This is a genomic window from Pseudomonas sp. SM4 (assembly GCF_051913165.1).
Classification (GTDB): domain Bacteria; phylum Pseudomonadota; class Gammaproteobacteria; order Pseudomonadales; family Pseudomonadaceae; genus Aquipseudomonas.
This window is the reverse complement of sequence record NZ_JBODOE010000006.1, coordinates 392,729-414,966: the sequence shown is the minus strand read 5'-3', so window position 1 is coordinate 414,966 and position 22,238 is coordinate 392,729. Positions and strand designations below refer to the sequence as shown.

19 protein-coding genes are annotated in these 22,238 nt (G+C 59.8%); 14 read left to right on the top strand and 5 right to left on the bottom strand.

Annotated features, from left to right (window positions below; all coding sequences use genetic code 11):
* The first annotated feature begins 263 nt into the window (after window positions 1–263).
* The 3 genes from ACQ4MY_RS14400 to ACQ4MY_RS14390 all read left to right on the top strand — a co-directional run bounded on the left by ACQ4MY_RS14400 (window position 264) and on the right by ACQ4MY_RS14390 (window position 2,488).
* Window positions 264–647 (top strand): tautomerase family protein, encoded by a 384-nt coding sequence (locus ACQ4MY_RS14400; protein WP_440095590.1) that lies wholly within the window; start codon window positions 264–266, stop codon window positions 645–647.
* Between the two features lie 207 nt (window positions 648–854).
* Window positions 855–1,379: a cysteine hydrolase family protein gene (locus tag ACQ4MY_RS14395; RefSeq protein WP_440095588.1), complete on the top strand. Its 525-nt coding sequence runs from the start codon at window positions 855–857 to the stop codon at window positions 1,377–1,379.
* 140 nt (window positions 1,380–1,519) lie between these two features.
* Window positions 1,520–2,488: a 2-hydroxyacid dehydrogenase gene (locus tag ACQ4MY_RS14390; protein WP_008083953.1), complete on the top strand. Its 969-nt coding sequence runs from the start codon at window positions 1,520–1,522 to the stop codon at window positions 2,486–2,488.
* On the opposite strand, the gene tssA is transcribed toward ACQ4MY_RS14390, so the two are convergent.
* Genes tssA through ACQ4MY_RS14365 form a run of 5 tightly spaced genes read right to left on the bottom strand, consistent with a single transcriptional unit; the run spans window position 2,485 to window position 10,001 of the window.
* The gene (tssA, locus tag ACQ4MY_RS14385; RefSeq protein WP_440095587.1) at window positions 2,485–3,567 is read right to left on the bottom strand and encodes a type VI secretion system protein TssA; all 1,083 of its coding nucleotides are present in this window, start codon (window positions 3,565–3,567) and stop codon (window positions 2,485–2,487) included. The two genes, ACQ4MY_RS14390 and tssA, sit on opposite strands and share 4 nt — an antisense overlap.
* Window positions 3,564–7,394 carry a type VI secretion system protein gene (locus ACQ4MY_RS14380; protein ID WP_440095586.1) on the bottom strand — a complete coding sequence of 1,277 codons (3,831 nt, stop codon included), beginning with the start codon at window positions 7,392–7,394 and terminating at the stop codon, window positions 3,564–3,566. Before ACQ4MY_RS14380 ends, tssA begins: the two co-directional genes overlap by 4 nt.
* The gene (locus tag ACQ4MY_RS14375; protein WP_440095585.1) at window positions 7,391–8,155 is read right to left on the bottom strand and encodes a DotU/TssL family secretion system protein; all 765 of its coding nucleotides are present in this window, start codon (window positions 8,153–8,155) and stop codon (window positions 7,391–7,393) included. Before ACQ4MY_RS14375 ends, ACQ4MY_RS14380 begins: the two co-directional genes overlap by 4 nt.
* An 18-nt stretch (window positions 8,156–8,173) precedes the next feature.
* Window positions 8,174–9,505 (bottom strand): type VI secretion system baseplate subunit TssK, encoded by a 1,332-nt coding sequence (gene tssK, locus ACQ4MY_RS14370; protein ID WP_440095584.1) that lies wholly within the window; start codon window positions 9,503–9,505, stop codon window positions 8,174–8,176.
* Window positions 9,506–9,551: 46 nt separating this feature from the next.
* The gene (locus ACQ4MY_RS14365; protein WP_158833607.1) at window positions 9,552–10,001 is read right to left on the bottom strand and encodes a type VI secretion protein; all 450 of its coding nucleotides are present in this window, start codon (window positions 9,999–10,001) and stop codon (window positions 9,552–9,554) included.
* A 227-nt stretch (window positions 10,002–10,228) separates the two neighbouring features.
* Here ACQ4MY_RS14365 and tssB point away from each other — a divergent pair, with 227 nt between their 5' ends.
* From tssB to ACQ4MY_RS14310, 11 genes are all read left to right on the top strand, one after another.
* Entirely contained in the window at window positions 10,229–10,771 is a 543-nt protein-coding gene (tssB, locus tag ACQ4MY_RS14360; protein WP_008083961.1) for a type VI secretion system contractile sheath small subunit, read from the top strand.
* A 30-nt stretch (window positions 10,772–10,801) separates the two neighbouring features.
* Entirely contained in the window at window positions 10,802–12,283 is a 1,482-nt protein-coding gene (tssC, locus tag ACQ4MY_RS14355) for a type VI secretion system contractile sheath large subunit (RefSeq protein ID WP_008083962.1), read from the top strand.
* 341 nt (window positions 12,284–12,624) lie between these two features.
* The gene (locus tag ACQ4MY_RS14350) at window positions 12,625–13,122 is read left to right on the top strand and encodes an Hcp family type VI secretion system effector (RefSeq protein WP_008083964.1); all 498 of its coding nucleotides are present in this window, start codon (window positions 12,625–12,627) and stop codon (window positions 13,120–13,122) included.
* 15 nt (window positions 13,123–13,137) lie between these two features.
* Window positions 13,138–13,581 (top strand): type VI secretion system baseplate subunit TssE, encoded by a 444-nt coding sequence (gene tssE, locus ACQ4MY_RS14345; protein WP_045123199.1) that lies wholly within the window; start codon window positions 13,138–13,140, stop codon window positions 13,579–13,581.
* Window positions 13,565–15,358 carry a type VI secretion system baseplate subunit TssF gene (tssF, locus tag ACQ4MY_RS14340; protein WP_440095583.1) on the top strand — a complete coding sequence of 598 codons (1,794 nt, stop codon included), beginning with the start codon at window positions 13,565–13,567 and terminating at the stop codon, window positions 15,356–15,358. The genes tssE and tssF overlap by 17 nt, the downstream gene beginning before the upstream one ends.
* A complete protein-coding gene (tssG, locus tag ACQ4MY_RS14335; RefSeq protein ID WP_440095582.1) occupies window positions 15,322–16,347 on the top strand; it encodes a type VI secretion system baseplate subunit TssG in 1,026 nt (341 codons plus the stop codon). Before tssF ends, tssG begins: the two co-directional genes overlap by 37 nt.
* A 1-nt stretch (window position 16,348) precedes the next feature.
* Window positions 16,349–18,889, top strand: coding sequence for a type VI secretion system ATPase TssH (gene tssH / locus ACQ4MY_RS14330; protein WP_440095581.1), 2,541 nt, complete (start codon window positions 16,349–16,351; stop codon window positions 18,887–18,889).
* Between the two features lie 65 nt (window positions 18,890–18,954).
* Entirely contained in the window at window positions 18,955–20,133 is a 1,179-nt protein-coding gene (locus ACQ4MY_RS14325) for a hypothetical protein (RefSeq protein WP_440095579.1), read from the top strand.
* A gap of 48 nt (window positions 20,134–20,181) precedes the next feature.
* Complete coding sequence (locus ACQ4MY_RS14320; RefSeq protein WP_158833620.1) at window positions 20,182–20,817, top strand: hypothetical protein; 636 nt, start codon at window positions 20,182–20,184, stop codon at window positions 20,815–20,817.
* A gap of 58 nt (window positions 20,818–20,875) precedes the next feature.
* A complete protein-coding gene (locus ACQ4MY_RS14315; RefSeq protein ID WP_440095578.1) occupies window positions 20,876–21,616 on the top strand; it encodes a hypothetical protein in 741 nt (246 codons plus the stop codon).
* Window positions 21,617–21,665: 49 nt separating this feature from the next.
* Entirely contained in the window at window positions 21,666–22,229 is a 564-nt protein-coding gene (locus ACQ4MY_RS14310; RefSeq protein ID WP_440095577.1) for a hypothetical protein, read from the top strand.
* Window positions 22,230–22,238 lie beyond the last annotated feature (9 nt).

The following is a 22,238-nucleotide window of genomic DNA, read 5'->3' as shown; positions in this document are numbered from 1 at the left end:
TCTCTGCTCAAAACAAATCCCTGTAGGAGTGAGCCTGCTCGCGATGAGGCCAGCCCAGTCAACATCCTCATTGGCTGGACCAACGTCATCGCGAGCAGGCTCACTCCTACACCGTTCGGGGGTAGATCCATAACCCTGAGCGACAGAAAAAACCTGTGGAAGCTGGCTTGCCAGCGATGGCGTCCGGTTGAACAGCCGACTCTTCAAATCTGGTCCAAATGGTCTAGCGTGAATGAGTCCCCTGCCCCACGGAGTTACTACCCATGCCCCTCGTTCGCGTCGAAATCAAAAAACATCCCGATCCGACCTTCGCCAAACGCATCGGCGAGCAGATCTACGCCGCCATGCGCACAGCCATCAACGTCCCCGACCACGACAACTTCCAGATCCTCAACGAGCACGACGCCAATCACTTCATCTTCGACCCCGAATACCTCGGCATCCAGCGTACCGACCAACTGGTGATCATCCAGATCACCCTTAACGAAGGTCGAACGCTGGAGCAGAAGAAAGCCCTGTACCAAACCATCGCGCAGAACCTCAACACACAACTGTCGATCCGCCTCGAAGACGTGTTCATCAATCTGGTAGAAGTGAAAAAGGAGAACTGGTCCTTCGGCAATGGCATCGCCCAATACGCCAATTGACAGCGGCACGGCGTAAACAGCATGATCGGCCTCATGAACCTTCGCGCGCTGCACCTCACCCGTACCACCACGACCGCCACCGGCGGGTCGTGGTGTTTGCGCCTGAGGTAAATCCAGCGCAGCAAACCCAAGGCCCCGCCAGCAATGGACGGGGCCTTGTTGTTTCTCCCGTCCGTGCGGCATTTTCAGCACCCAAGGAGAAACACCATGCCCGCAGCACTGTTGATCATCGATATGCAGGTCGGCCTGTTCCATGGCCCGGAAAAACCTCACGAAGGCGAACGCACCCTCGCCAACATCCAGCAACTGATCAAAAAAGCGCGCCTGAACAATGTGCCGGTCTTCGCCGTACGCCATACCGGCCCGGAGGGTTCGCCGATTGCTGCCGGCAGTCCATTCTGGCAATTGCTGCCTGAACTTGGGCTGGACGCAGAAATCGATGTCCTCTTCAACAAATCCCGGCCCAACGCCTTCCACGGCACTGAACTGGCGCAGCAACTCACTGCCGCACAGATCGACGACCTGTACATCGTCGGCATGAAAAGCCAGTTCTGCATCGACAGCACCTGCCGCGCCGCTGCCGACCTGGGCTTCAAACCGCTGCTGGTGGCCGACGCCCACACTTGCATGGACACCGCGGCGCTGTCCGCGCAAGCCATTATCGACCACCACAACGCAACCCTCGGCGGCGCGTTCGCCCGGCTGATCAACAGCGCCGACGTGACGTTCTGACGAAGCGCCCGCGCGCGCCCCGTTTCAGCTCCTACACTGGCTGATACGGGGCAGCGGCCACCCTTGCCAAACCGCTCTGGAATCAGCACTCTGACACGACTTTTCGCGACCGACACAGCGACGATCACAGGAGCCGCGCAATGCCCGCCACCGTTCTGGTACTGGTTGAAACCATCAATGATTACTTGCCGATTCTCGAACATCAGGGCTTTCACCTGATTCTGGCGCCGACACCGGCCGAACGTGCACAAGCCATTGCCACTCACGGCGCACGAATCGACGCAGTGCTGACCCGTGGCCCACTGGGCCTCACGGCCGAGGAAATCGCCGCCCTGCCCGCGTTGAAAATCATCACGGTGATCGGCGCCGGTTACGAGCAGGTCGATCTGCAAGCGGCCAGTGATCGCGGGATCACCGTGACCAACGGCGCCGGGGTCAACGCCTCGTCGGTGGCTGACCACGCGATGGCGATGCTGTTGGCGTTGGTGCGCGACATTCCACGGTGCGATGCCGCGGTGCGTCGGGGCGAATGGCCGAAAATCATGCGCCCGTCGCTGGCCGGCAAGCGCCTGGGGATTCTCGGGTTGGGGGCGGTGGGCATGGCGATTGCCAAACGGGCGAACCTGGGTTTCGACATGCACATCAGCTATCACAGCCGGCAACTGCGCAGCGACGTGCCTTATGCGTTCTGCTCGACGCCGACCGAATTGGCGCGGGCCTCGGACTTTCTCATCGTCGCTACGCCGGGCGGGATCGGCACGCAGCACCTGGTGACGCGCCCAGTGCTCGACGCACTCGGCCCCAAGGGTTTCATCGTCAACATCGCCCGCGCCAGCGTGATTGCCACGGCGGACCTGATCACCGCGCTTGAACAGCGCAGAATTGCCGGCGCCGCGCTGGACGTCTTTGACCATGAGCCGCAAGTGCCCGATGCGTTGAAAACCCTGAGCAATGTGCTGCTCACCCCACATGTGGCGGGCCTGTCACCGGAAGCCACCCAAGGCACGGTCGAGTTGGTGGGCAAGAATCTCGCGGCGTTTTTCTCCGGTCAGCCGGTGCTGACGCCGATTGCGCTGCCGCCGAAACTCAACAACCAGCGCGTGCACTAAAGCACCCCGAGCAACGTCCACAATCGTCGCGATTCGGCATCGGCCGAGATCAATTCACCGAGCAGTTCGCTCAGCGGTTTGTTGCCCCACTCGACCCCGCGCCGAATCAGATACGGCACTGGGCTGTGAGGCTCGGTGCGGGCCAGATATTCAGCGATCAACAGCAATTGCCGGTAGGCCTCTTCGCGGTTGGCCGGTTCGCGAAACACCTGCGCGATCGGCGCCGCTTCTTCAGGCTGCTCTGCAGCGGCGGGCACCTCGACCCGTGGCGGTGGTGAAGCCGGTTGCTGTGGGTGCATGGCGATAAATTCCTCAACCAGTGTCAGCAGCGCTTGAATAATGTCCTGCAGCGGTCGCACGCCTGGCCCCTGTTCGCCCAGGTAGGCTTCACTCCAGGTGTCGAGCCGTTGCAGGTGTTGCAGGCTCAACAACAGATTGCCCTGGGTACGCAGCCAGAACGCCAAGGGCGTTGCGCGCACCTGATCGTTGAGTTTCTTCTGTTCGTTGCGCGCGGTTTCTGCCGAACTCTTGGCGTTCTTGCTGTCATTGGCTTGCACCTGCTGAACCTGCAAACGGCGCCAGACTTCCAGCGTATAACTCTCGAAATCGCTGTTGCGCGTACCAAACAACGGCACGCGCGTGAGCAATATTTCACTGTAGCGACGCACCAGCCATTCCAGCGGAATCACCCGCCATGACTGGTCGCCGTCCTCGGCCTGCGGATGCAGATGCTCGGGAAAGCGCTCACACAATCCGGCGATCAGCGCCAGGCTGCCGGGCAATCCATCCAGCGCCTGCAAGTGCAGCCAGGCTTCGCCGAGCCAGGCGCTGAGCATCAGGTCCTTGCTGCGTTCGAGCAACAACTGCGTCGTGAGCTTCTCGACGTCCGACCAATTGGCCCGCTTCAGTGTCGATTGCCAGACACCGGTCGGCAGGCTGGCGTCGTCCTCTCGGCGCAGGTCGCGCAACTGGTCGAACTCGCGCTCGTAACGCAGATCGACCCCGCAGGGCGCCTGCGTGCTGATGGGCGCAAGCAATTGCTCAATCAAGTCCGGCAACGTGGTCGATGGCAGGCTCACAACCCCTCCTTCTGCGATTCAATGGCGGCGGTGCTGCTGGTCGCCTGAAACGGCGAACGCGGGGCGCGGGTGGGCAGCGGTGCAATCGACAGCGGCAATTTCGAGCCCTGACTCATCAACGACAGGCGCACGAACATCCGCGTGAATTCGCTGGTGACGCTGTCGCTGGACGCGGTCACCGGCAAACGCAAGGCCAGCGGAAACTCGGTGTAGTCCATGCTCGGCTGACGCTGCACCGAGAAATGCGCGCGCATCATGCGCAGCAGCGACCAAGGCCCGCCGTACTCCCAACCGGCTTCGAGGTCGCGCACCACCAGGTTCGGTTGCAGCGGATCGTTGACCGGGCGCTCCTTGCCGTTGCGCGCCCAGCGCAGGGTCAGGCGGATCGGCTGGCCGACCATCCAGCGCAGATTGGCTTGTTCGCCGGGCACCGGATAATTGATCTGTTGATTGCCGGCCAGCAGCCCGCCCGCGATCACTTGATCAGCGCCCTTCTCGTCATCGCGATCAGTGCGCCAGCGCACGTCCAGTTCGACGCCGAGAATGCCGCTCTTGTCGCGCACGAACAGCGGCGCCAGCCACGTACTGGCCTGCTTCAGACGATTGAGAAAGTCTGCCGCCGCCAACCGCTCCGGGGTCTGATTGGTGGCCAGTCCCGCCTGCGCCACCGGCAAGCGTTTGTCGATCAGTTCCAGTAAATACTGGACCCGCGCCGGGTCGGCATCCTGCGCCTGCACACCGTTGGCAAAAGGAAACCGATCCGCCAGGTATTGATTGAAGTAGTTGGCCAGTTCATTCCACGCGGCCGCCGCTTGTTGCACCTGGAGCAACTGGCAGCGCTGCATGGCCGTCTGTTGCAGCTCCAGTGCGCGCATTGCCAGGGTGCCGCGGCCGCCAGAAAGATTGGCGGTCTGCAGCATCTGCAAGCACGTATCGGTGTCCATCTCGACGAAATCGCGGCTGACCAGTTGCTCGATCTGCGCCGGCGAGCTGGCCGGATTGGCTTCCTTGTACTTGAGCAATTCGTCGTTGAGCGCGTTGAACTGCGTCACGCGTTCGTAATCGAGCGCGGACAGATTGGCCTGCTGCGTCATCAGCCACTGCAACGAGGTGGCTCGCCGCTCGATAATGCCGAGCATGGTGTTGAACTGCTGTTTGAGACTCAGTTTGAGGTCCTGCACATCGTTGGCACCGAACAATTGCAGGCCGAGGTTTTTCGAGCCGTTCCATTGGCTGATTTCAGTGCGTCCACCGAACAGCGGTTGCGCGGTGATTTCATCCAGGCCATTGATGATCTGCGCCATGGCGCGGCGGTTAAGCGCGGTTTGCAGGCGCGTCGCCAGGTCCGTGCGATGGACTTCGACAAAGGCCTTTTGCAAATCCATGGCTTGTTCGGCCCGCACATTGAACACGGCATAGGGATGCGCCTGATCGTTATGATCCTTGAGGCTCATCCACATGGCCTGGGCGGCGGCGCTCTCGGCGGTTTTCATCATCGCACTGCGATAATCCGGCGGTATGCGCGGCAGCTCTTCGGCGATGTAACTGTTGTAATCGGCGAAATACTTCAGCGACTCATTAAGGTCATCGCCGTCTACGGTCTGCCCTTGCAGATTGACGTTGTCCTGGCTGTCACGCAGGGCCACCGAGACAAAATCACGCTTGAATAACCCCTGAATCGCGTTATGCAGCTTCACCACTTGCTCCTGCAACGCCAATTGCCCGCTGGCCTGTTGCACCAGCAAATTGCCCCGCGAACCGACCTGGGCGATCCATTGATCGCGAAAGCTCTGCTGCAACTGTGCCGCCTGAGTGTCGAGGTCTTGCCCGACCTGCTGCCCCAACAACGAACTCTTGCGCACCTTGTCGATGAAATCGCGATAGCCCGGCACCAGTTCCTGGCCCTTGCCGCGACTCCAAGTGGAATTGGTCAGGGCAATCGCCGCTTGCAGGTCGTCGATCAGCGCGCCCAGGTCTTCCAGTTCGCGCAGGCTATTGCCGCTGCCGGCCTGCAGTTGATTCAGGTGCAGTTTCAGGTAACCGGCGCGGCTGACAAAGTTGTCGGCGAGAAAGTACTGATCGAGCCAGCGCTGCATCAGCCCGGAAAAGTTGCTGACGATCTGCGGACGGTCGACGCTCAGGTCGAGTGCCTGCAAATTGTCGCCGTTGCTGTCGCCGGCCACGAGCAATCGATTGTAGAACGGCGCGTAGGGCAAGGTCGCGCTGTTGAGGTTCAGCGACAGCGCGCTGTTGCTCAACTGCACCAGATCATCCAGCGGCGCGTGCTGATCGGTCTGCACCTGATTGAACAATTGGTTCTGCTGCTCCAGCCGCAACGCGCGATCGACCAGATCGTTGGCTTTTTGATAATTCTGCCATTGCGCCGGGTCTTCGCTCTCGACGCTGCTGCGTCGGTCGGTGCTGCGGATCGTCTTGATGGTTGCCAGATCGGCGCTCAGCAATTGATGCAGAGGCAAGAGAATATGCCGTTGGGTCGACTGGAAGACCTCTTGCTCCAGTTGCGTGTCGAGCGAAGAAAACCACGAGGTCGGGAACACCAGCGAGACATAGTTCCAGTGCGGCGCCTTCTCCAGCACCCGCCAGAACGATTGGACGTTGCGCCGGGTCGGCTCGATGCGATGCGCCTCATCGGTGACCGCCACGTAGCTTTTCTGTGCGTTTTGCATCTGCCGTGCCAGCTCGTGCGCGTCCCTGACCGAGACATGCCAGGCCCAGACCATCGCCACCGCCCAGACCACCCCGACCACCAGGGCCACGCCGGCGATCAGCCGTTGCCAACGCTGGCGCAGGCGCAACAGGCGCGGCACGCTCTGCGCCAATCCGCGTTCCCCGACCAATCGCTGCCGCCACAATTGTCGCGCAAAGGCACTGCGCTGCAGACCGCTGTCGTCGGCGGAGAAACCATCCTGCGCATCGTCCCCGGCAATGTTGGCGGTGAAATACACACCACGAAAACACGGTGCTTCGCCCTGCGCATTGCCCTGAAAAACCGGTTCGAGAACATTCTGCAAACCACGCCGCAATGTCTCCAAGCGATCAGGCAAAGCGTACAGATCCGCACTCAATTGCCCGCACAGGGTGCCGATTTCGATCACCGCTTCGGCCACCGCCCGGTGCAGGCGATCCAGCGCCTGATCACTCCATTGCCCCTGCCAGACGGCGTCACGCGGGTACGGTGACGACCAGCCCAAGGTGCGTTCGCGCGCCTCTTCCGGCAGCGCGCCGATCAACTCCTGAAACCCCGGCAAATCTTCCAGGCCGGTGACAATCACATACACCGGCACACTCAGGCCGAAGCGTTGCAGCAAGTCGATGAAACGTCGGCGCGCGGCCAGGCCAAGGCTGGTGGCCTGCTCCAGATTGCTCAGGCGACTGGCCGGCACCGTCCAGATCACCGCGTCCAGTGGCCGTTTGCTGCGCAACCGCAGGATCAGCCCGAGCAGGCGCCACCAGCCGCCGCGTTGCAGGTGCATGCCGTCATCCGGCAGAAACAGCGCCTGCGGCACCACCAGCACCGCGCCTTCGGGGTCTGACCACCAGCGGCCAAACCAGGCGGGTTTGTCGGTCGGCTGCAAGCGCCATTCGCTGACCAGTTGCGTGCCCTGGGTTTCATCGCCGAGCATCAGCAGCCACGGCATCTGATAACGATCCTGACTGCCCTGCTCCTGCTCCATGTGGCGCACCGACGCATAAAAACTGCGGATCGCCGCGCCGCTCTGGGTGCGCAACCACCACACCGCCACCGCGATGATCACCAGCAGCAGTAACAGCGCAACCACCCACGCAACAATCGTCAGCGGGCTCATGAGCCTTGCTCCGGTGCGGCGACCACATCGCTGGTTTGCAATATCGGTTGCAACTCCTGGGCGATATCGCGCCACAACCAATGACCCAGACCCGTCAGCAACAGCAGCATCGCCAGAATCCCCAAGGCTAGGCGAAAGCCGTCCGGCAGCGCCGTACGCACAGGCAACTGCAAGGGGGTGGCCAGCGACGGCTGCACCAGACGCCGACTGACATCGTCATACGTGGCTTCGTCCTGCCAGGCAAAATTGAACAGCGCCAACCGCCACTTGGCCAATTGCGCGAGGCTGTGTTCACCGCGCAGGCGGCCATGGAAACCCAGAATCAGACATTGCAAATAGACGTTGGCCAGATCGCGAGTGATCGGTTGCTGATCATCGAGCAGACTTTGAATCGCCGCCGGCACCTGCTCGCCCGCCTGACGACTGGCGTACAGCCGCGACTCCAGTGGTTTGTCCTGCCACGCCGCCTGCCCCGGCCATGGCTCGAACAACAGGGTTTCATCGATCAAGGCGACGAAGGCATAAACCAGCGCCTTGACCTGCTCGGTCGCCGAATCGCCGACCCGTGAATATGCCGTGCGCCATAACCGTTGCGACACCTGCGTCGACAGCTCGACCACGGTCTCGACCAGCGCTGTTTCGTCCTCACTGTCCTTGGGCAAATGCACCCAGTCGTGTTGCCATTGCTGCCATGCCTCGCGGAACGCGCTGCTCAACGGTGCGTCCTGCAACCCAAGGCTTGCGGCACTTCCTTGCGACATACGGCGTTCCTTGTGTGATCAGGCACTTTCACTGTTCTGGGCAATAAACAGCACCACTTGCCACGGGCTGCTGGTCAGCTTCGCAGCCGGGGCGGCGATCATCAGCGGCAGTTGCGCGTCAAACCAGGCACCTTCGGCGCTGACCACAAACAGCCGCGTATCTTCGCCGACGCTATATGCCACCTGCTCGCTGCGGCTCATCACTTGATGGCTCAAACCGCTCATGCGCTGCCGACTGAGCAAGGCAATGTGCGGTGCCGACGCGATGATCGCGCTACGCAACCAGTCAATCGCCGCTTGTTCACTGGCGCCGTTGGGCATGCGCAGGCCGATGACCAGGCGCTGGCTCGGTTGTTCATCGGGCAATTGAATGGAAAAACTCTGCTCGCCACGTTCGAACGGCAAGCTGCGATAGCCGGCGCGGATCAGTTCGAGGGTGGTTTCCAGCCATTGCAGGACGGCGTCATAACCGCGCTGCAACTCGACAAAGTCCAGCGGTGCGAACGCCGGCACGCCGGCCAGCGGATCAAGCGCTGACCACGCGCCGGCCACGCCCAACAGTTGCACATAGAGCGTTTGCGGCTGGGCGATGCGACTACTGAGCGTGCCTTCGACTTCCGGCAAGCGTGCCCACAGCGCGGTCAACTGGCGGCGGATTTCCAGTGCATCGTCCTGATTGCCGGCCTGTTGCGCCTGACGCAAGCGACCACCGAGGAACAGGCATTTCTCCCGCGCCCGCGCGCAGAGCCCGGCGATGCGTCGACCGAGTGCAGATTCCGGCAGCACGATTGGCGTCGGTGGTGTGTAAGCGAGCGGCAGGAAACCGCCGCCCTCCTTGCGGATTTTCAGCAGCGGCAAACAGATCGAATCGGCCTTGTTCTGCTGCGTGCACAAGCGTGGGTTGGGGCGCCACACGGTGATCGATTCAGGGAATTCGCCGCTGGTGAGATCCGGCAGCGCCTCGCCAACCACCGACTGCAAGCGGCCCTTGAGCGGCAGCAACTGGCCGGCACGCCACAGCGGACTGATCGCCAGGTACACAGTGACGGTAGCGTCGTCGCTGGCATCGATCGCCGCACTGACATCCAGTTCCAGCGTCGGCCCGACCCCGGCCTGCAAATCCACCGGCAGACCATCGGGCATGGTGCCCTGCAGCGATAACACGCGCACTACGCCGGCGCTGAGTGCCGACGGGTCGAATTCCATGTGGCTGACGCCCCAGAACCACGGATTGCACGCCTGCGCCAGGTGCGCGCCCAAGGCTTCAGCCCGCAGCCCTTGCAACTGAAAATGCTGCGGCAGCAATTGCATGCCTTCGTGCCAGCAAACCGCGTCAGGTAGCAGACTCATACGACTCCCTTCGACAAGACCGCGATCCGGCGGCAGCGGTGGTATTTCAGTGCTCGGTGTTGTTCACCAGGGTCATCTCGCGACTGTCGAATTTCAGCCACGCCTCACTCTGGTCGTCGAGGCGCAATCGGTGCGCTCCGGGAGTGTTATAGCTGGCGAAGACTAAAAGTCCAGCGGCCTTCTTGCCCCCCAGCGGGAAGGGTTGACGGTCGATGAATTGCCCCGGCACCAGCTCAAGCCCCCACACACTCATCAGTTGCCGATAGTCGCGCTGATACTGTTCGCGCCCGGCGAACCACTGGCTGGCGCTGATGCCCGACAGTTGCTTGAGCAGATCGGGGTCGTTGACGGCGATGAAATCCACGGCAATCGGTGTGTCGTCGTTGGCTTTGGGGGCGACATCGAGGGTGAGGCTGTCGAGGTCGACCTTCGGCCCGAAAAAGGAGCAACCGCTGAGGCACACCAGCAGCAACGTTATAAAAAATCGTCTACGCAAAATGAATTTTCCTTTTCGCGAGCCTGTCCAAAAATGTTTTTGCTTGCATTTTTATAGACCTGTTCTAGCGTCTTGGGTAGTTCGGTTCCTACAGCCGAATGAGGAAGGTTTGTCAAAGGAACGACAGGTCATCTGCCTCCCTTTCTAACCTACGGTCCAGCAAGGGAAAGCGATGAACGGGCCATCCCGATGCATTGCGCCCGCTCATCGCATCGGAGTTCGCCGACATGGCAGAAAGTACTCAGCACAAGCTCGACCGGGTGCGCCCGCCCCGAGTGCAAATCACCTACGACGTCGAAATCGGCAACGCCATCGAGAAAAAGGAATTGCCGCTTGTGGTCGGGATTCTTGCCGATCTGTCGGGCAAGCCACTTGAGCCATTGGCAAAACTGAATGAGCGGCGTTTTACCGAAATCGACCGCGACAACTTCAACGAGGTGCTCGCCTCGATCAGCCCGCGCGCCACACTGCAGGTGAACAACACCCTCAGCGGCGACGACAGCAAGCTCAATATCGAACTCAACTTCAAGCACATCGACGACTTCGACCCGGTCAAGGTGGTGGAACAAGTCACGCCGCTGCGGCGCCTGTTCGAGGCACGCCAGCGTCTGCGTGATCTGCTGACCAAACTCGACGGCAACGATGACCTGGACAAGCTGTTGCGCGATGTCATCGCCAACACCGAAGGCCTGCAGGAAATCAAGTCGGCCCGCCCGGACACCGCTACCCCGGCAGCTGATGCCGAGGCCCCGGCCGAACCGCAAGCCTGATCGTCCACTTAATCGAGGGGAGAATTCGCCATGCCCGCTTCTGCTCAGAAACAAGCCAGCGACAGTACGACCGAGACACTTTCCCTGCTCGACCAGATCATTCTCGACGGCCGCATGGCCCACGATGACAGTCAGCAGGATTACGCCCGCGACATGCTCGCGGAATTCGCCACCCAGGTACTCGACGAAGGCATGGCCATCGACAAGGACACGGTGGCGATGATCAACGACCGCATCAGCCAGATCGACGAGCTGATCAGCGCGCAACTCAACGAGGTGCTGCACCATCCTGACCTGCAAAAACTCGAAGCCTCGTGGCGTGGCCTGCACATGCTGGTGCAGAACACCGAAACCAGCACGCGGCTGAAATTGCGCCTGCTCAACGTCACGCAGAAAGAGCTGCAGAACGACTTGGAAAAAGCCGTCGAATTCGACCAGAGCGCGCTGTTCAAGAAGATCTACGAAGAGGAATACGGCACCTTCGGTGGCCATCCGTTCAGTCTGCTCGTGGGCGATTACACCTTCGGCCGTCACCCGCAGGACATTGGCTTGCTGGAGAAACTGTCAAACGTTGCCGCCGCTGCCCACGCACCGTTCATTGCCGCCGCCAGCCCACGGCTGTTCGACATGAACAGCTTCACTGAGCTGGCAGTGCCGCGTGATCTGTCGAAAGTCTTCGAGAGCCAGGAGCTGATTAAGTGGCGCTCGTTCCGCGAGAGCGAAGATTCGCGCTACGTCTCGCTGGTGCTGCCGCACTTCCTCCTGCGCCTGCCGTATGGCCCGGACACATCGCCGGTGGAAGGCATCAACTACGTCGAAGACGTCAACGGCACCGACCACAGTAAATACCTGTGGGGTAACGCCGCGTGGGCGTTGTCGCAACGTATCACCGAGGCGTTTGCCAAGTACGGCTGGTGCGCGGCGATTCGTGGTGCTGAAGGCGGCGGCGCGGTAGAGGGTTTGCCGGCGCATACGTTCCGCACCAGTTCTGGCGACTTGTCGCTGAAATGCCCGACCGAAGTGGCGATCACCGACCGTCGTGAAAAAGAGCTCAACGACCTCGGCTTCATTGCCCTGTGCCACAAGAAAAACAGCGACGTGGCGGTGTTCTTCGGCGGCCAGAGCACCAACAAGGCCAAGGTCTACAACACCAACGAGGCCAACGCCAACGCGCGGATCTCGGCGATGTTGCCGTACGTGCTCGCGGCCTCACGTTTCGCTCATTACCTGAAGGTGATCATGCGCGACAAGGTCGGCAGTTTCATGACCCGCGACAACGTGCAGACCTACCTCAATAACTGGATCGCCGACTACGTGCTGATCAACGACAACGCCCCGCAGGAAATCAAGGCGCAATACCCATTGCGCGAAGCGCGGGTGGACGTCACTGAAGTGGCCGGCAAGCCGGGCGCCTATCGGGCGACGGTGTTCCTGCGGCCGCACTTCCAGTTGGAGGAGCTGACGGCGTCGATCCGCCTGGTGGCGACCTTGCCGCCACCGGTTGCCGCTTAAAGCTCAAACACAAACCCTTGGTGGTGAGGGGATTTAGCCCCGATGGGCTGCGTAGCGGCCCTGGATTTTGGGGCCGCTACGCAGCCCATCGGGGATAAATCCCCTCGCCACAGGTTCAGTACGCAGTGCTCAGTACTCAGTACTCAGTACTCAGTACTCAGTACTCAGTACTCAGTACTCAGTACTCAGTGTTCAGTACTCAGTGTTCAGTGTTCAGTGTTCAGTGTTCAGTGTTCAGTGTTCAGTGTTCAGTGTTCAGTGTTCAGTGTTCAGTGTTCAGAACCCTGAGCCCAGTGTTCAGCCCATTTGCCTAATGTGATTTTCTTCAGGAGTTTCAAGCGATGGATGCAATCATTCTCGACCTCGGCGGCGACATCAAAGGCGACAGCCTGCTCGAAGGTTTTGCGGACAAGATCGAAGTCATGTCCTACAGCCACAACGTCGCGATGCAAGTGACCAACGACGTCAGCAACTCGGAGCGCACCTCCGGTAAACCGCACATCGGCGAGTTCACCCTGACCAAGTTCGTCGACAGCTCGACACCTTCACTCAACGAGTACTGCTGTGCCGGTAAACCGATCCCTGAAGCCACGATCACCATCGGTCGCAACGCCGCCGAAGGCAGTGGACAGTTGATGCCCTTCATCGTCTACACCCTGACCAACGTGGTGATTTCCAACGTCAGCGTCAGCGGCGGCACCGGCGGCAAACCGGTGGAAACCCTGTCGCTGAACTTCACCAAGATCAAATGGGAGCTCACCGCACAGAAAGACGACGGCACCAAGGAAGGCACGGCCGCATCGACCTGGGACATGGCTGCCAACAAGCTTGTCAGCTAAGCCGGCGTCGCGGCCATGGCAGGCACCGGCATGCTCCCCCCGCTGTTCGAACGCCTCGCTTCGAGCGAGGCCGACGACCTGCGGGCGTTCGATCGGCAGGACTTGCTCGACTCGGTACACGCCGAACTCGGGCGCCTGTTCAATACCCGGCGTGGCCCGCGCACACTGACCCAGCCACCCAGCGTGATCGACTACGGCATCGCCGACTGGAGCGCTTTGCAACAACAGCGCAGCGATGACCGCCGTCGCCTGGCGCGGGATATTCGCGAAGCCATCACCTGGTTCGAACCGCGTCTGAAACTCGGCGAAGTTCAGATCACCCCCCTGCCCGATCAGCCGCAACGCATGAGCATTCGCTTGCTCGGTGAGCTGCGCAGCGGTCAGCAACACTGGCCGGTAGCGTTTGTCATCGAGCCCGGCGGTCAAGGGCTGGAGGTGCGCCATGAGCGACTCGATTGACCCGCAACTGCTCGACTATTACCAACGCGAACTGACCTGGCTACGGCATGCCGGCAGTCAATTCGCCGAGCGCTATCCGAAAGTCGCGCGGCGCCTGGAACTGTCACCCGGTGAATGCCCCGACCCGCATGTCGAGCGTTTGCTCGAAGGTTTTGCGCTGCTGGCGGCGCGTCTGCAACGGCGCCTGGATGACGACTACGCCGAGTTCAGCGATGCGCTGCTCGAACAGCTTTACCCCTTGGCGATGCGTCCGCTGCCGTCGTGCGCCATCGTCCAGTTCGAACCGGACCCGAGCAAGGGCAACCTTGATGGCGGCTATCCGCTGCCCCGCGACACACCGCTGTTCGTCACCACCGACAAGGGCCAGAGCATCCACTTTCGCACCTCGGCGGCAGTGAATCTGTGGCCGATAGAGGTCAGCGAAGCGTTGCTGCTGGGCAGCGACGAGGCACAGGCCCTGACCGGCGTGGCGCAGTCGCGTTCGGCATTGCGTCTGAGTTTGCGTTGTCTGGGCGACAGCCAATGGTCAACGCTTGCCATCGAACAACTGCGCATTCATTTGGCCGCCTCGCCGGTAATCAATGCCTGCCTGTATGACCTCCTCGGCGCGCACGCGGTGCAAGTGCTGGCGGGTTCGCCGGGCAGTGTGCCGGTGGCGGTAAAAGGTTTGCCGACCATCGTCGGCTTCAGCGACGACGAGGTGCTGTTACCCGATGAGGATGGTGTGCATCCGGGCATGCGCCTGCTCGCCGAATACTTTGCCTTCCCCGACAAATTTCATTTTTTCGACCTGCCGCTGCGCGGTGTCACCAGCGACAGTCAAACGCTGTACCTGTACATCGTGTTCGACCGCGCCCCCGGCAGTCGCCTGCATTTACAGGCCAGTGACATCGCCCTCGGTTGTGCACCGGTGATCAATCTGTTCCCACGCACCTCAGAGCCACTGCGCCCCGACGGCACCCGCAGCGAATACCGCTTGATCGCCGACAGCCACCGCGAAAACAGCGTCGAAATTCATAGCATTCGCGGCATGCGCGCCAGCTCCAGTGCCGGCGTGCAAAGGCTGCCCGCCTACTACGGCAGTCAGCACAGCGGCGGCGATCAACAGCGGTACTGGCATGCGCGGCGGGTCAACGGCATGACGCCCAACCGACTGGGCAGCGACTTGTTGGTGAGCGTGGTCGACACCCGTTTCGAGCCGCAAACCGATCTGCCCGAGTACAGCCTGACTGCCGAACTGCTCTGCACCAACCGCCACCTCGCGCAGAGTTTACCGGCGGGTACACCGTTGGGTTTCGAGCGCCCCGGCCCGGTCGCGTGGGCGCGTTTGCGCAACCCGCCGAGCCCGCAAAGTTTGCCGCGCCTGGACGGCGATTCACGCTGGCGCTTGGTGTCGCAGCTGACCCTCAATCACCTGTCGCTGGTTGAAGGTCCACAGGCGCTGGATGCCCTGAAAGAGATTCTGCTTCTGCACAACCTGCGCGATGAAGCCAGCGCGCTGCGGCAGATCGACGGCTTGCTGAGCCTGCGTTGCGAACGTGTGATCGGCCATGTCGGCGTCGATGCCTGGCGCGGCTGGCGCAATGGGCTTGAGGTGCAATTGCAACTCGATCCAGAGCATTTTGTCGGCAGCAGCGCGGTGCTTTTTTCCGCGGTGCTGGCGCAGTTCTTTTCGGTGTACGCCACGGCCAATCGCTTTGTGCGCACAGTCCTGATGCAGTCCGACAAGGAGGTCAAGGCATGGCAACCCCAAGCCGGCATGCCGCTGTCGCTCTGACACTGAGCCAGCGCCTGCGCCGCGATCCGCAGGCGTTCGAGTTGTTGCAGGCATTGTTGCTGCTGGAGCGCGAACAGCCGCAAGCCGATTCCCTCGGCAGCGGTACTTCGCCTCAAGCCGAAGCGGTGAAACTGCGCGGGCCATTGACGCCGATGTTTGCCGCCAGCCAGATCGAAGCCCTGCGCGAGGATCCGGGTGAACCGCTGACCCTCGACACGCCAGTGTTCGGCCTCGGTGGCCCGGACGGCCCCCTGCCCTACGCCTATCAGGAATGGCTGCAACAACGGGCGCGCGCCAAGGATCACGCGCCGGCCGAGTTCCTCGACCTGTTCCAGCATCGCTTGCTCAGCCTGCTCTACAAAGTGATGCGCAAACACCGCATCGCCCTCGGGTTTGTAACACCGGGCGCTTCGCCGGTGCAGGCGCAATTGCGTGCGCTCACCGGGTTGCTGCCCAAGTCCTTGCAGGAACGCCAGGCGATTGCCGATTGTGCGGTGCTCGCCTGCACTGCGCTGTATGCCGATGGCCGCCGCTCACTGGCCGGGTTCGCGGCGATTGTTCGCGAGCAGTTTGCGCTGCCCGTCGAACTGAGCGCTTACGAAGGTGCCTGGCGCGACATTCCGTCAGCGAGCCGCAGCGTGATGAAGGCCGGTGGACGCAACCTGCAACTGGGGCGCAGCGCCGTCGCCGGCACGCGGGTCTGGGATGAACATGCCGGTATTCGTCTGACACTGGGGCCGCTGCCCTCGACGCAGGCTGGACGATTTTTGCCGGACGGCGAAGCGCATCCGGCGCTGGCCAGCCTGGCGGCGTTGTACTTCGGCCCGGATCTGGACATCACCCTCGTGCTGCTGGTACGCGGTGCCGGGCCGATGAAACTCGGGCGTCAGGCCCCGGCGCTGCTGAGCTGGAACGGCGGGATACAGCGTCAGGCCAGTCTCGCGGTGCAACGCATCGAAACCCGTCTTCGTCAGCTGGAGATCACCTGAAATGGAACTGGCCAGCCTGATCGGACGCCTCAACCCGGACAACCGCCGCGCCCTCGAACGCGCCGCACAGCGCTGCTTGCAACGCGGCCATCACTTTGTCGAGATCGAGCATTTACTGTTGGAGTTACTCGACATCGAGGGTGGCGATTTTGCTTTTCTGCTGCCGCGTTTTGGCCTTGAGCGGGATGCGCTGACGGCGGAAATCAACAAGGCGCTGGATCTGTTCAAGGCTGGCAGCACGCGCACGCCGGCGTTGTCTGCGCACACGCTGGGATTGCTGGAAGACGCGGTGGTGCAGGCCAGTGTGCTCGGGATCGACAACATCCGCTCGGGGCTGCTGTTACTGGCGCTGATTGATCGAGATGAGCGCCGCAGTCTGTTGCTCAACAGTGCGTCGTCGCTGCTGCGAATTCCTAAGGAAGCCCTGCGCGCCAACCTGTTGGAGTGGACGGAAAACTCGCGCGAACATGTCGGCCCACGCTCAGTGTCGTCTGGCAATCCTGCGCCACGGCAAGACACCGTGCTGGATCAATACACTCAGGATCTGACCGCCGATGCCCACGCCGGACGCATCGATCCCATTGTTGGCCGCGACGGCGAGATCCGTCAGTGCATCGACATTCTTCTTCGGCGCCGGCAGAACAATCCGATTCTGGTCGGCGCACCCGGCGTTGGTAAAACCGCCGTAGTCGAAGGCCTGGCGCTGCGTATCGCCGCTGGCGACGTACCGCCGTCGTTGCAGGAAGTGAGTTTGCGCGTGCTCGACCTTGGTCTGTTGCAGGCCGGCGCCGGGGTCAAAGGCGAATTCGAGCAGCGCTTGAAAGGCGTGATCGACGCCGTGCGCAGTGCCGACAAACCGATCATTCTGTTCATCGACGAAGCCCACACGCTGATTGGCGCAGGCGGTGCCGAGGGCGGCAGCGATGCGGCCAACCTTCTGAAACCAGCGCTGGCCCGTGGCGAGTTGCGCACCCTCGCTGCCACCACATGGATGGAATATAAAAAATACTTCGAGAAAGACCCGGCCCTCGCCCGCCGTTTTCAGCTGGTGCAGGTGGAGGAGCCCGACGAAATAACCGCCGTGGAAATGCTCCGTGGCGTCGCCGCCAAACTCGAACAGCACCATGGCGTGCAGGTGCTCGATGCCGCAATCCATGAAGCGGTGAAACTCTCGCATCGCTACATTTCCGGTCGCCAGTTACCGGACAAAGCCATCAGCGTGCTCGACACCGCGTGTGCCCGCGTCGCCCTCGGCCAGCACGATGTGCCGCCGCCTCTGGAAAGCCTGCGCCACCGGCAAAACAGCCTCAAGGATGAAGTCGAACGTCTGCGTCGCGAGCAGGCTACCGGCCTGGATCACAGGGAACGCATCACCCTGCTGGAAGATGAATCGAAAACCAATGTGCAATCGATCCGCGAACTGGAAACCCGCTGGAGCGAAGAACGCGTGGCCGTGCGCGAACTGCTCGATACCCGCCGTGAGCTGCTGGCGTTGAGCGAACGTGCCGACAGCGACAAACCCGATGAAGCCACCGACAGTCGCATCGATCATCTCGCCGCCGAACTGCTGCGTCTGGAGGCTGGACTGGACGCCATCCGCCAGGACGATCCACTGGTGCCCGAGCAAGTCGACACCAAAACCGTCGCCGCTGTCATCGCCGGCTGGACCGGCATCCCCGTCGGCAAAATGCTCGCCGACGAAGCCCACGCAGTGCGCACCCTCGGTCAGCGCATGGGCCAACGGGTGATGGGGCAAAGCACCGCGCTCAATACCATCGCGCAACGCTTGCAGGCCTATCGCGCCGGACTGACCGATCCACAGAAACCGGTGGGTGTGTTCCTGTTGGTCGGCCCTACCGGCGTCGGCAAAACCGAAACCGCTTACGCCTTGGCCGATGCCCTGTACGGCGGCGAACGCAATCTGATCAGCATCAATCTGTCGGAATATCAGGAGGCGCACACCGTCAGCCAACTCAAAGGCGCCCCACCCGGTTATGTCGGTTACGGCAGCGGCGGCGTGCTGACCGAAGCAGTTCGGCGCAAACCGTATTCGGTGGTGTTGCTGGATGAAATCGAGAAGGCCCATCCGGATGTACTGGAGGCGTTTTACAACGTTTTCGACAAAGGCCTGATGGAGGACGGCACCGGTTTGGTGGTGGACTTCAAGAACACCGTGATGCTCGCCACCAGCAATGTCGGCGCTGAGCTTTTACTTGATACGCCAGTCGCTCAACTCGGCAGCGAAGCCTTCAACGAAGCGCTGCACAAAGTCCTCCTGCAAGCCTTCCGCCCGGCGTTTCTGGCGCGCATGACTGTGGTTGCTTATCGACCACTGGATGAGGCGACGCTGGAAGGGATTGTGCTGGCCAAGTTGGAGAAATTGCGTGGCCGTTATAAAGCAGCGACCGGCAAGCAGTTCGAATTTGATTCAGGAATAGTCAAGGCAGTGCTCGCCAAGTGCAGCGCGGCCGGTGCGCGGGATGTCGAGAATGTGTTGATGACGCAAGTAACAGGGAAGTTGGCGGAGTGGGTGTTGGAGTGAACAGCACAGGCGAGATTCACGAAGCCAGCATAAAGAGATCTAGCTACAAAAAATGGAACACAGTCATGATCACAGTCAAAACCTTACACGGCGACACAATCCTTTATTCAGGAAAACAAGCTGACTTCGACGATCTGCGTAAGGGATCACCAGACCTCGACTTAGAAAGGTTTTGCAAACCTTTACAACAGTCAGCGAACGATTTCTGGGATTCAAGCATCACTCCGTTACTGGAGCAGTACGATCCAAACGTCACGAAGAAATTCAAGGATACTTACTATGAGTGGGTGTCCGCCCCCATCCATTTAAAACCAAAACGTGCAACAGGGATAAACATCCAGAGCGAAAAAAAAGCGCCCACGCTGCGTTTTTTCTCCATGAACTCGGACGTTCGCTTTATCCCGACGGCCGTATTGGGCCTTCACAGTACCCAAGACAAATTTTTCAATTCACCTGAAGCATTGTTTCAAGCACTCAAAGGACATAACAAAGCGGCATTCAATAGAAAAAAAGAAGAAACGCTGGCGCTTGAAGTACTTGCCAATTTTCCGACTTTTGAAATAACTGCTATTGACGCGATCATAAACAAGATGCACAACACCAGCGTCGGCCCTTCACCCACATTCAAGAGACCGGCGAAGAATCGTTCCGCCTATGGCCTCGGTGCGAATATCGACTGGGGGTGCTCAGATACCGCCAACGTCCCCGGTACCAGCCCTCTGTTGCAGGGGATAGACGCTGGTCTACTAAAGGAACCGCTGTCTCGTCTCTATAAAAAAATAGCTGCCATTCATGACTTTTTTCAAACGAACAGTCAGCGCGCCAAAAAGCCGAGTAGCGACTCGGACACTAACGGCTCCCCTCATACAACCGTGATAGATGTAGACCGTGGCAATCACCATAAAATCAGAATCAACAAATACAGTCTGGATGAAGATGATAAAGACGTCATCAAGGACAGATTAAATGGCAATTCGATATGGGCGGGAAAATCAGGCAGCACGATAGACATAATTAGCACCGCGAAAGCGTTGGGATTTACCGAAACCGTCACTCTTGCCAGATTGGCTTATTGCACGTTTGCTTTCTTTCACTACATGCCAACTTCCGTAAGTTCCACGCACACCTACCACGAAGTCATGCGAGGAGCGATATCGGCGCATGGTGAATTACAAAATTTTTACACAGAAAACTTCGTCCCCGACCATATCCCCAGAGAACTATTCCTACAGGCAAAGTTATAAGGCAACGCTCAGCAGCTAAAAACATCTAACTGTTCAGGGAGAATAATGATGTTAGGACTCATCCCCTCCATCAATCAGTTCCAAAACCTCTACAACACGGCGATTTCGTACCTGAATCATTCACCTTTCGCCCAAGAGGTCATCTCCAGCCTCGACAACTCCCCGTTGCACATCGGGATCATGGTGATCGATCACGGCGGTTCGGAATACATTCCTCCCTACAGCCGAAAGTGCCCCCACTACCTCGACGGCGGGATGATCTGCTGGAACCACACTCAGTCGGTAGACACTACGGATTTCGCTTCTAACGACCCCCGATTGGGGCCGGGTGAAAGTCATCGCATTGATGCGCCATGGAATAGAGAGCAGCGTTGGGGCGCATGGATTCTGGAAAGCGTTTTTGGTCCACGCACACGTACGGGTTTCTTGACGCCGGCAGTGTGCCTGCTACATGAAATGGGCCATGCACTGCAGTACATATCAGACCCGGCACAGTTCCAGTTGCTGGCTCAAGGAAACATTGGCGAGCTGGAAAATCTGAATGTCAGGGCAATCGAAGCCACGGTCGTCCAAGAGTTGCGAGGCGCGGGTTTAACCGAAACCGCGCGCTGGGATTATATGCACCAAGGACACTCACCCGGCGGGAATGCCTGGCCCAACTGGCTGCGCTGGTTTTCAGGTTGATCGCGGAAATCAAGCCAGAAAAAATCGATTCCCCACACCTCGCAAACAGGAAGGCGATATGGGCATCACCTACGACAAGACCACAGATACTTTCCTCTCAGATCATTCTCGTCCCGGCTCACACTTGAATCTGGGGGTTCTGCAAGTGCTGGTTAAAGAGATCATCAACACCACACCACTTAATGACGCAGAGCAACTTTTGCTCGACACCCTCGACCCTCATTCAAAAAACAACCCCTACACAATTGCCCAGCAGATGAAAAGCAAAAAATTCCTCTCAACCTACAATTGCGCCGTTTGCCACAAAATTCCTTACTCGGCGGTTGAGAAAAGCTTTCTGAAACTTGTTCAGACTAACCCGGCGCCTCATACACCTGCCTGGTCGCACCTCGAATCGCTGCTGCAAGGGCTCTACGGACACGGTTTTGCAAGCGCCGCGGCACAGGAAGTTGCACTGTTGCAGAAAAATCTGGCCAACCCGGCAACCAAGCCACAAGTGGCGATTGAGATAACCCGGATGTTACGAGAATTCGACACGTCTACGGACAACTTGTACGTGGGCTTTGCCCAGACCAACTCCAGCATCGGTGACCGCATCGACAAGCACTACGACGTGATCTCGCCGGGCACAGCTCCGGTTGCAGCCACGCCCAGGGGCGCCAACCTGGAACAATTGCTCAACTATCTGGAAGGCAGCCTTTCGCTTGGAAAGACAAAGCCTATCCAACAGGTAGTGAAGGGTCTCAAGTGGGAGGAGTCCAGCAATGTCAGTGATATTGGCTGGTTAGTCGTCGTGTGAATGACTGTGCGATGCAAGGAACAATCTGCATTTCAATAAGGAGCCCGACATGTTGAAAGAGCGCCTGGAACAAGAGAACAAACACTTATATCTGAACATCGGCCACGCCCATGTCGCAAGAATCACAGTCGAGTTTGAAGCGATGGATCAGCTATTGAGCGCCAATCATCCCGGCCCCCATGAGGCATATTTCCTTCCATGGAAAGAGGATCAGGGGTTGTATATCGATCTGCCTGTGCCACCCACCGGCAACGATCCTGTTCTGTTCCTTACGGCAAACCTCTCGGGTTGCTGCGTTGGCGTGCAAAATTTTGGTGGGTTCATCAGAGTTCGTCATTACAACCTGGCGACGACTGAAACCGATCGACCGATTTTCATGAATGATGACTTGTTCAGATATGGAACCAATACGGCGTGGTTGCTGCCATCGGACAAATACAACGTCAGTAGCGTACCCAAGGCCCATGGCTATACCCACGCCGGGATCGGAGGAAACGAGGCTGCTTTTTGGGGAGAGTATGAGGCCAGGTATTGGCCATTTACGTCAAAATGGCACTTCTATTACCAGAACGGAGGCTTCGATACGGTCATTCATGAGTTGAACTATCAGTGAAGGCACTCC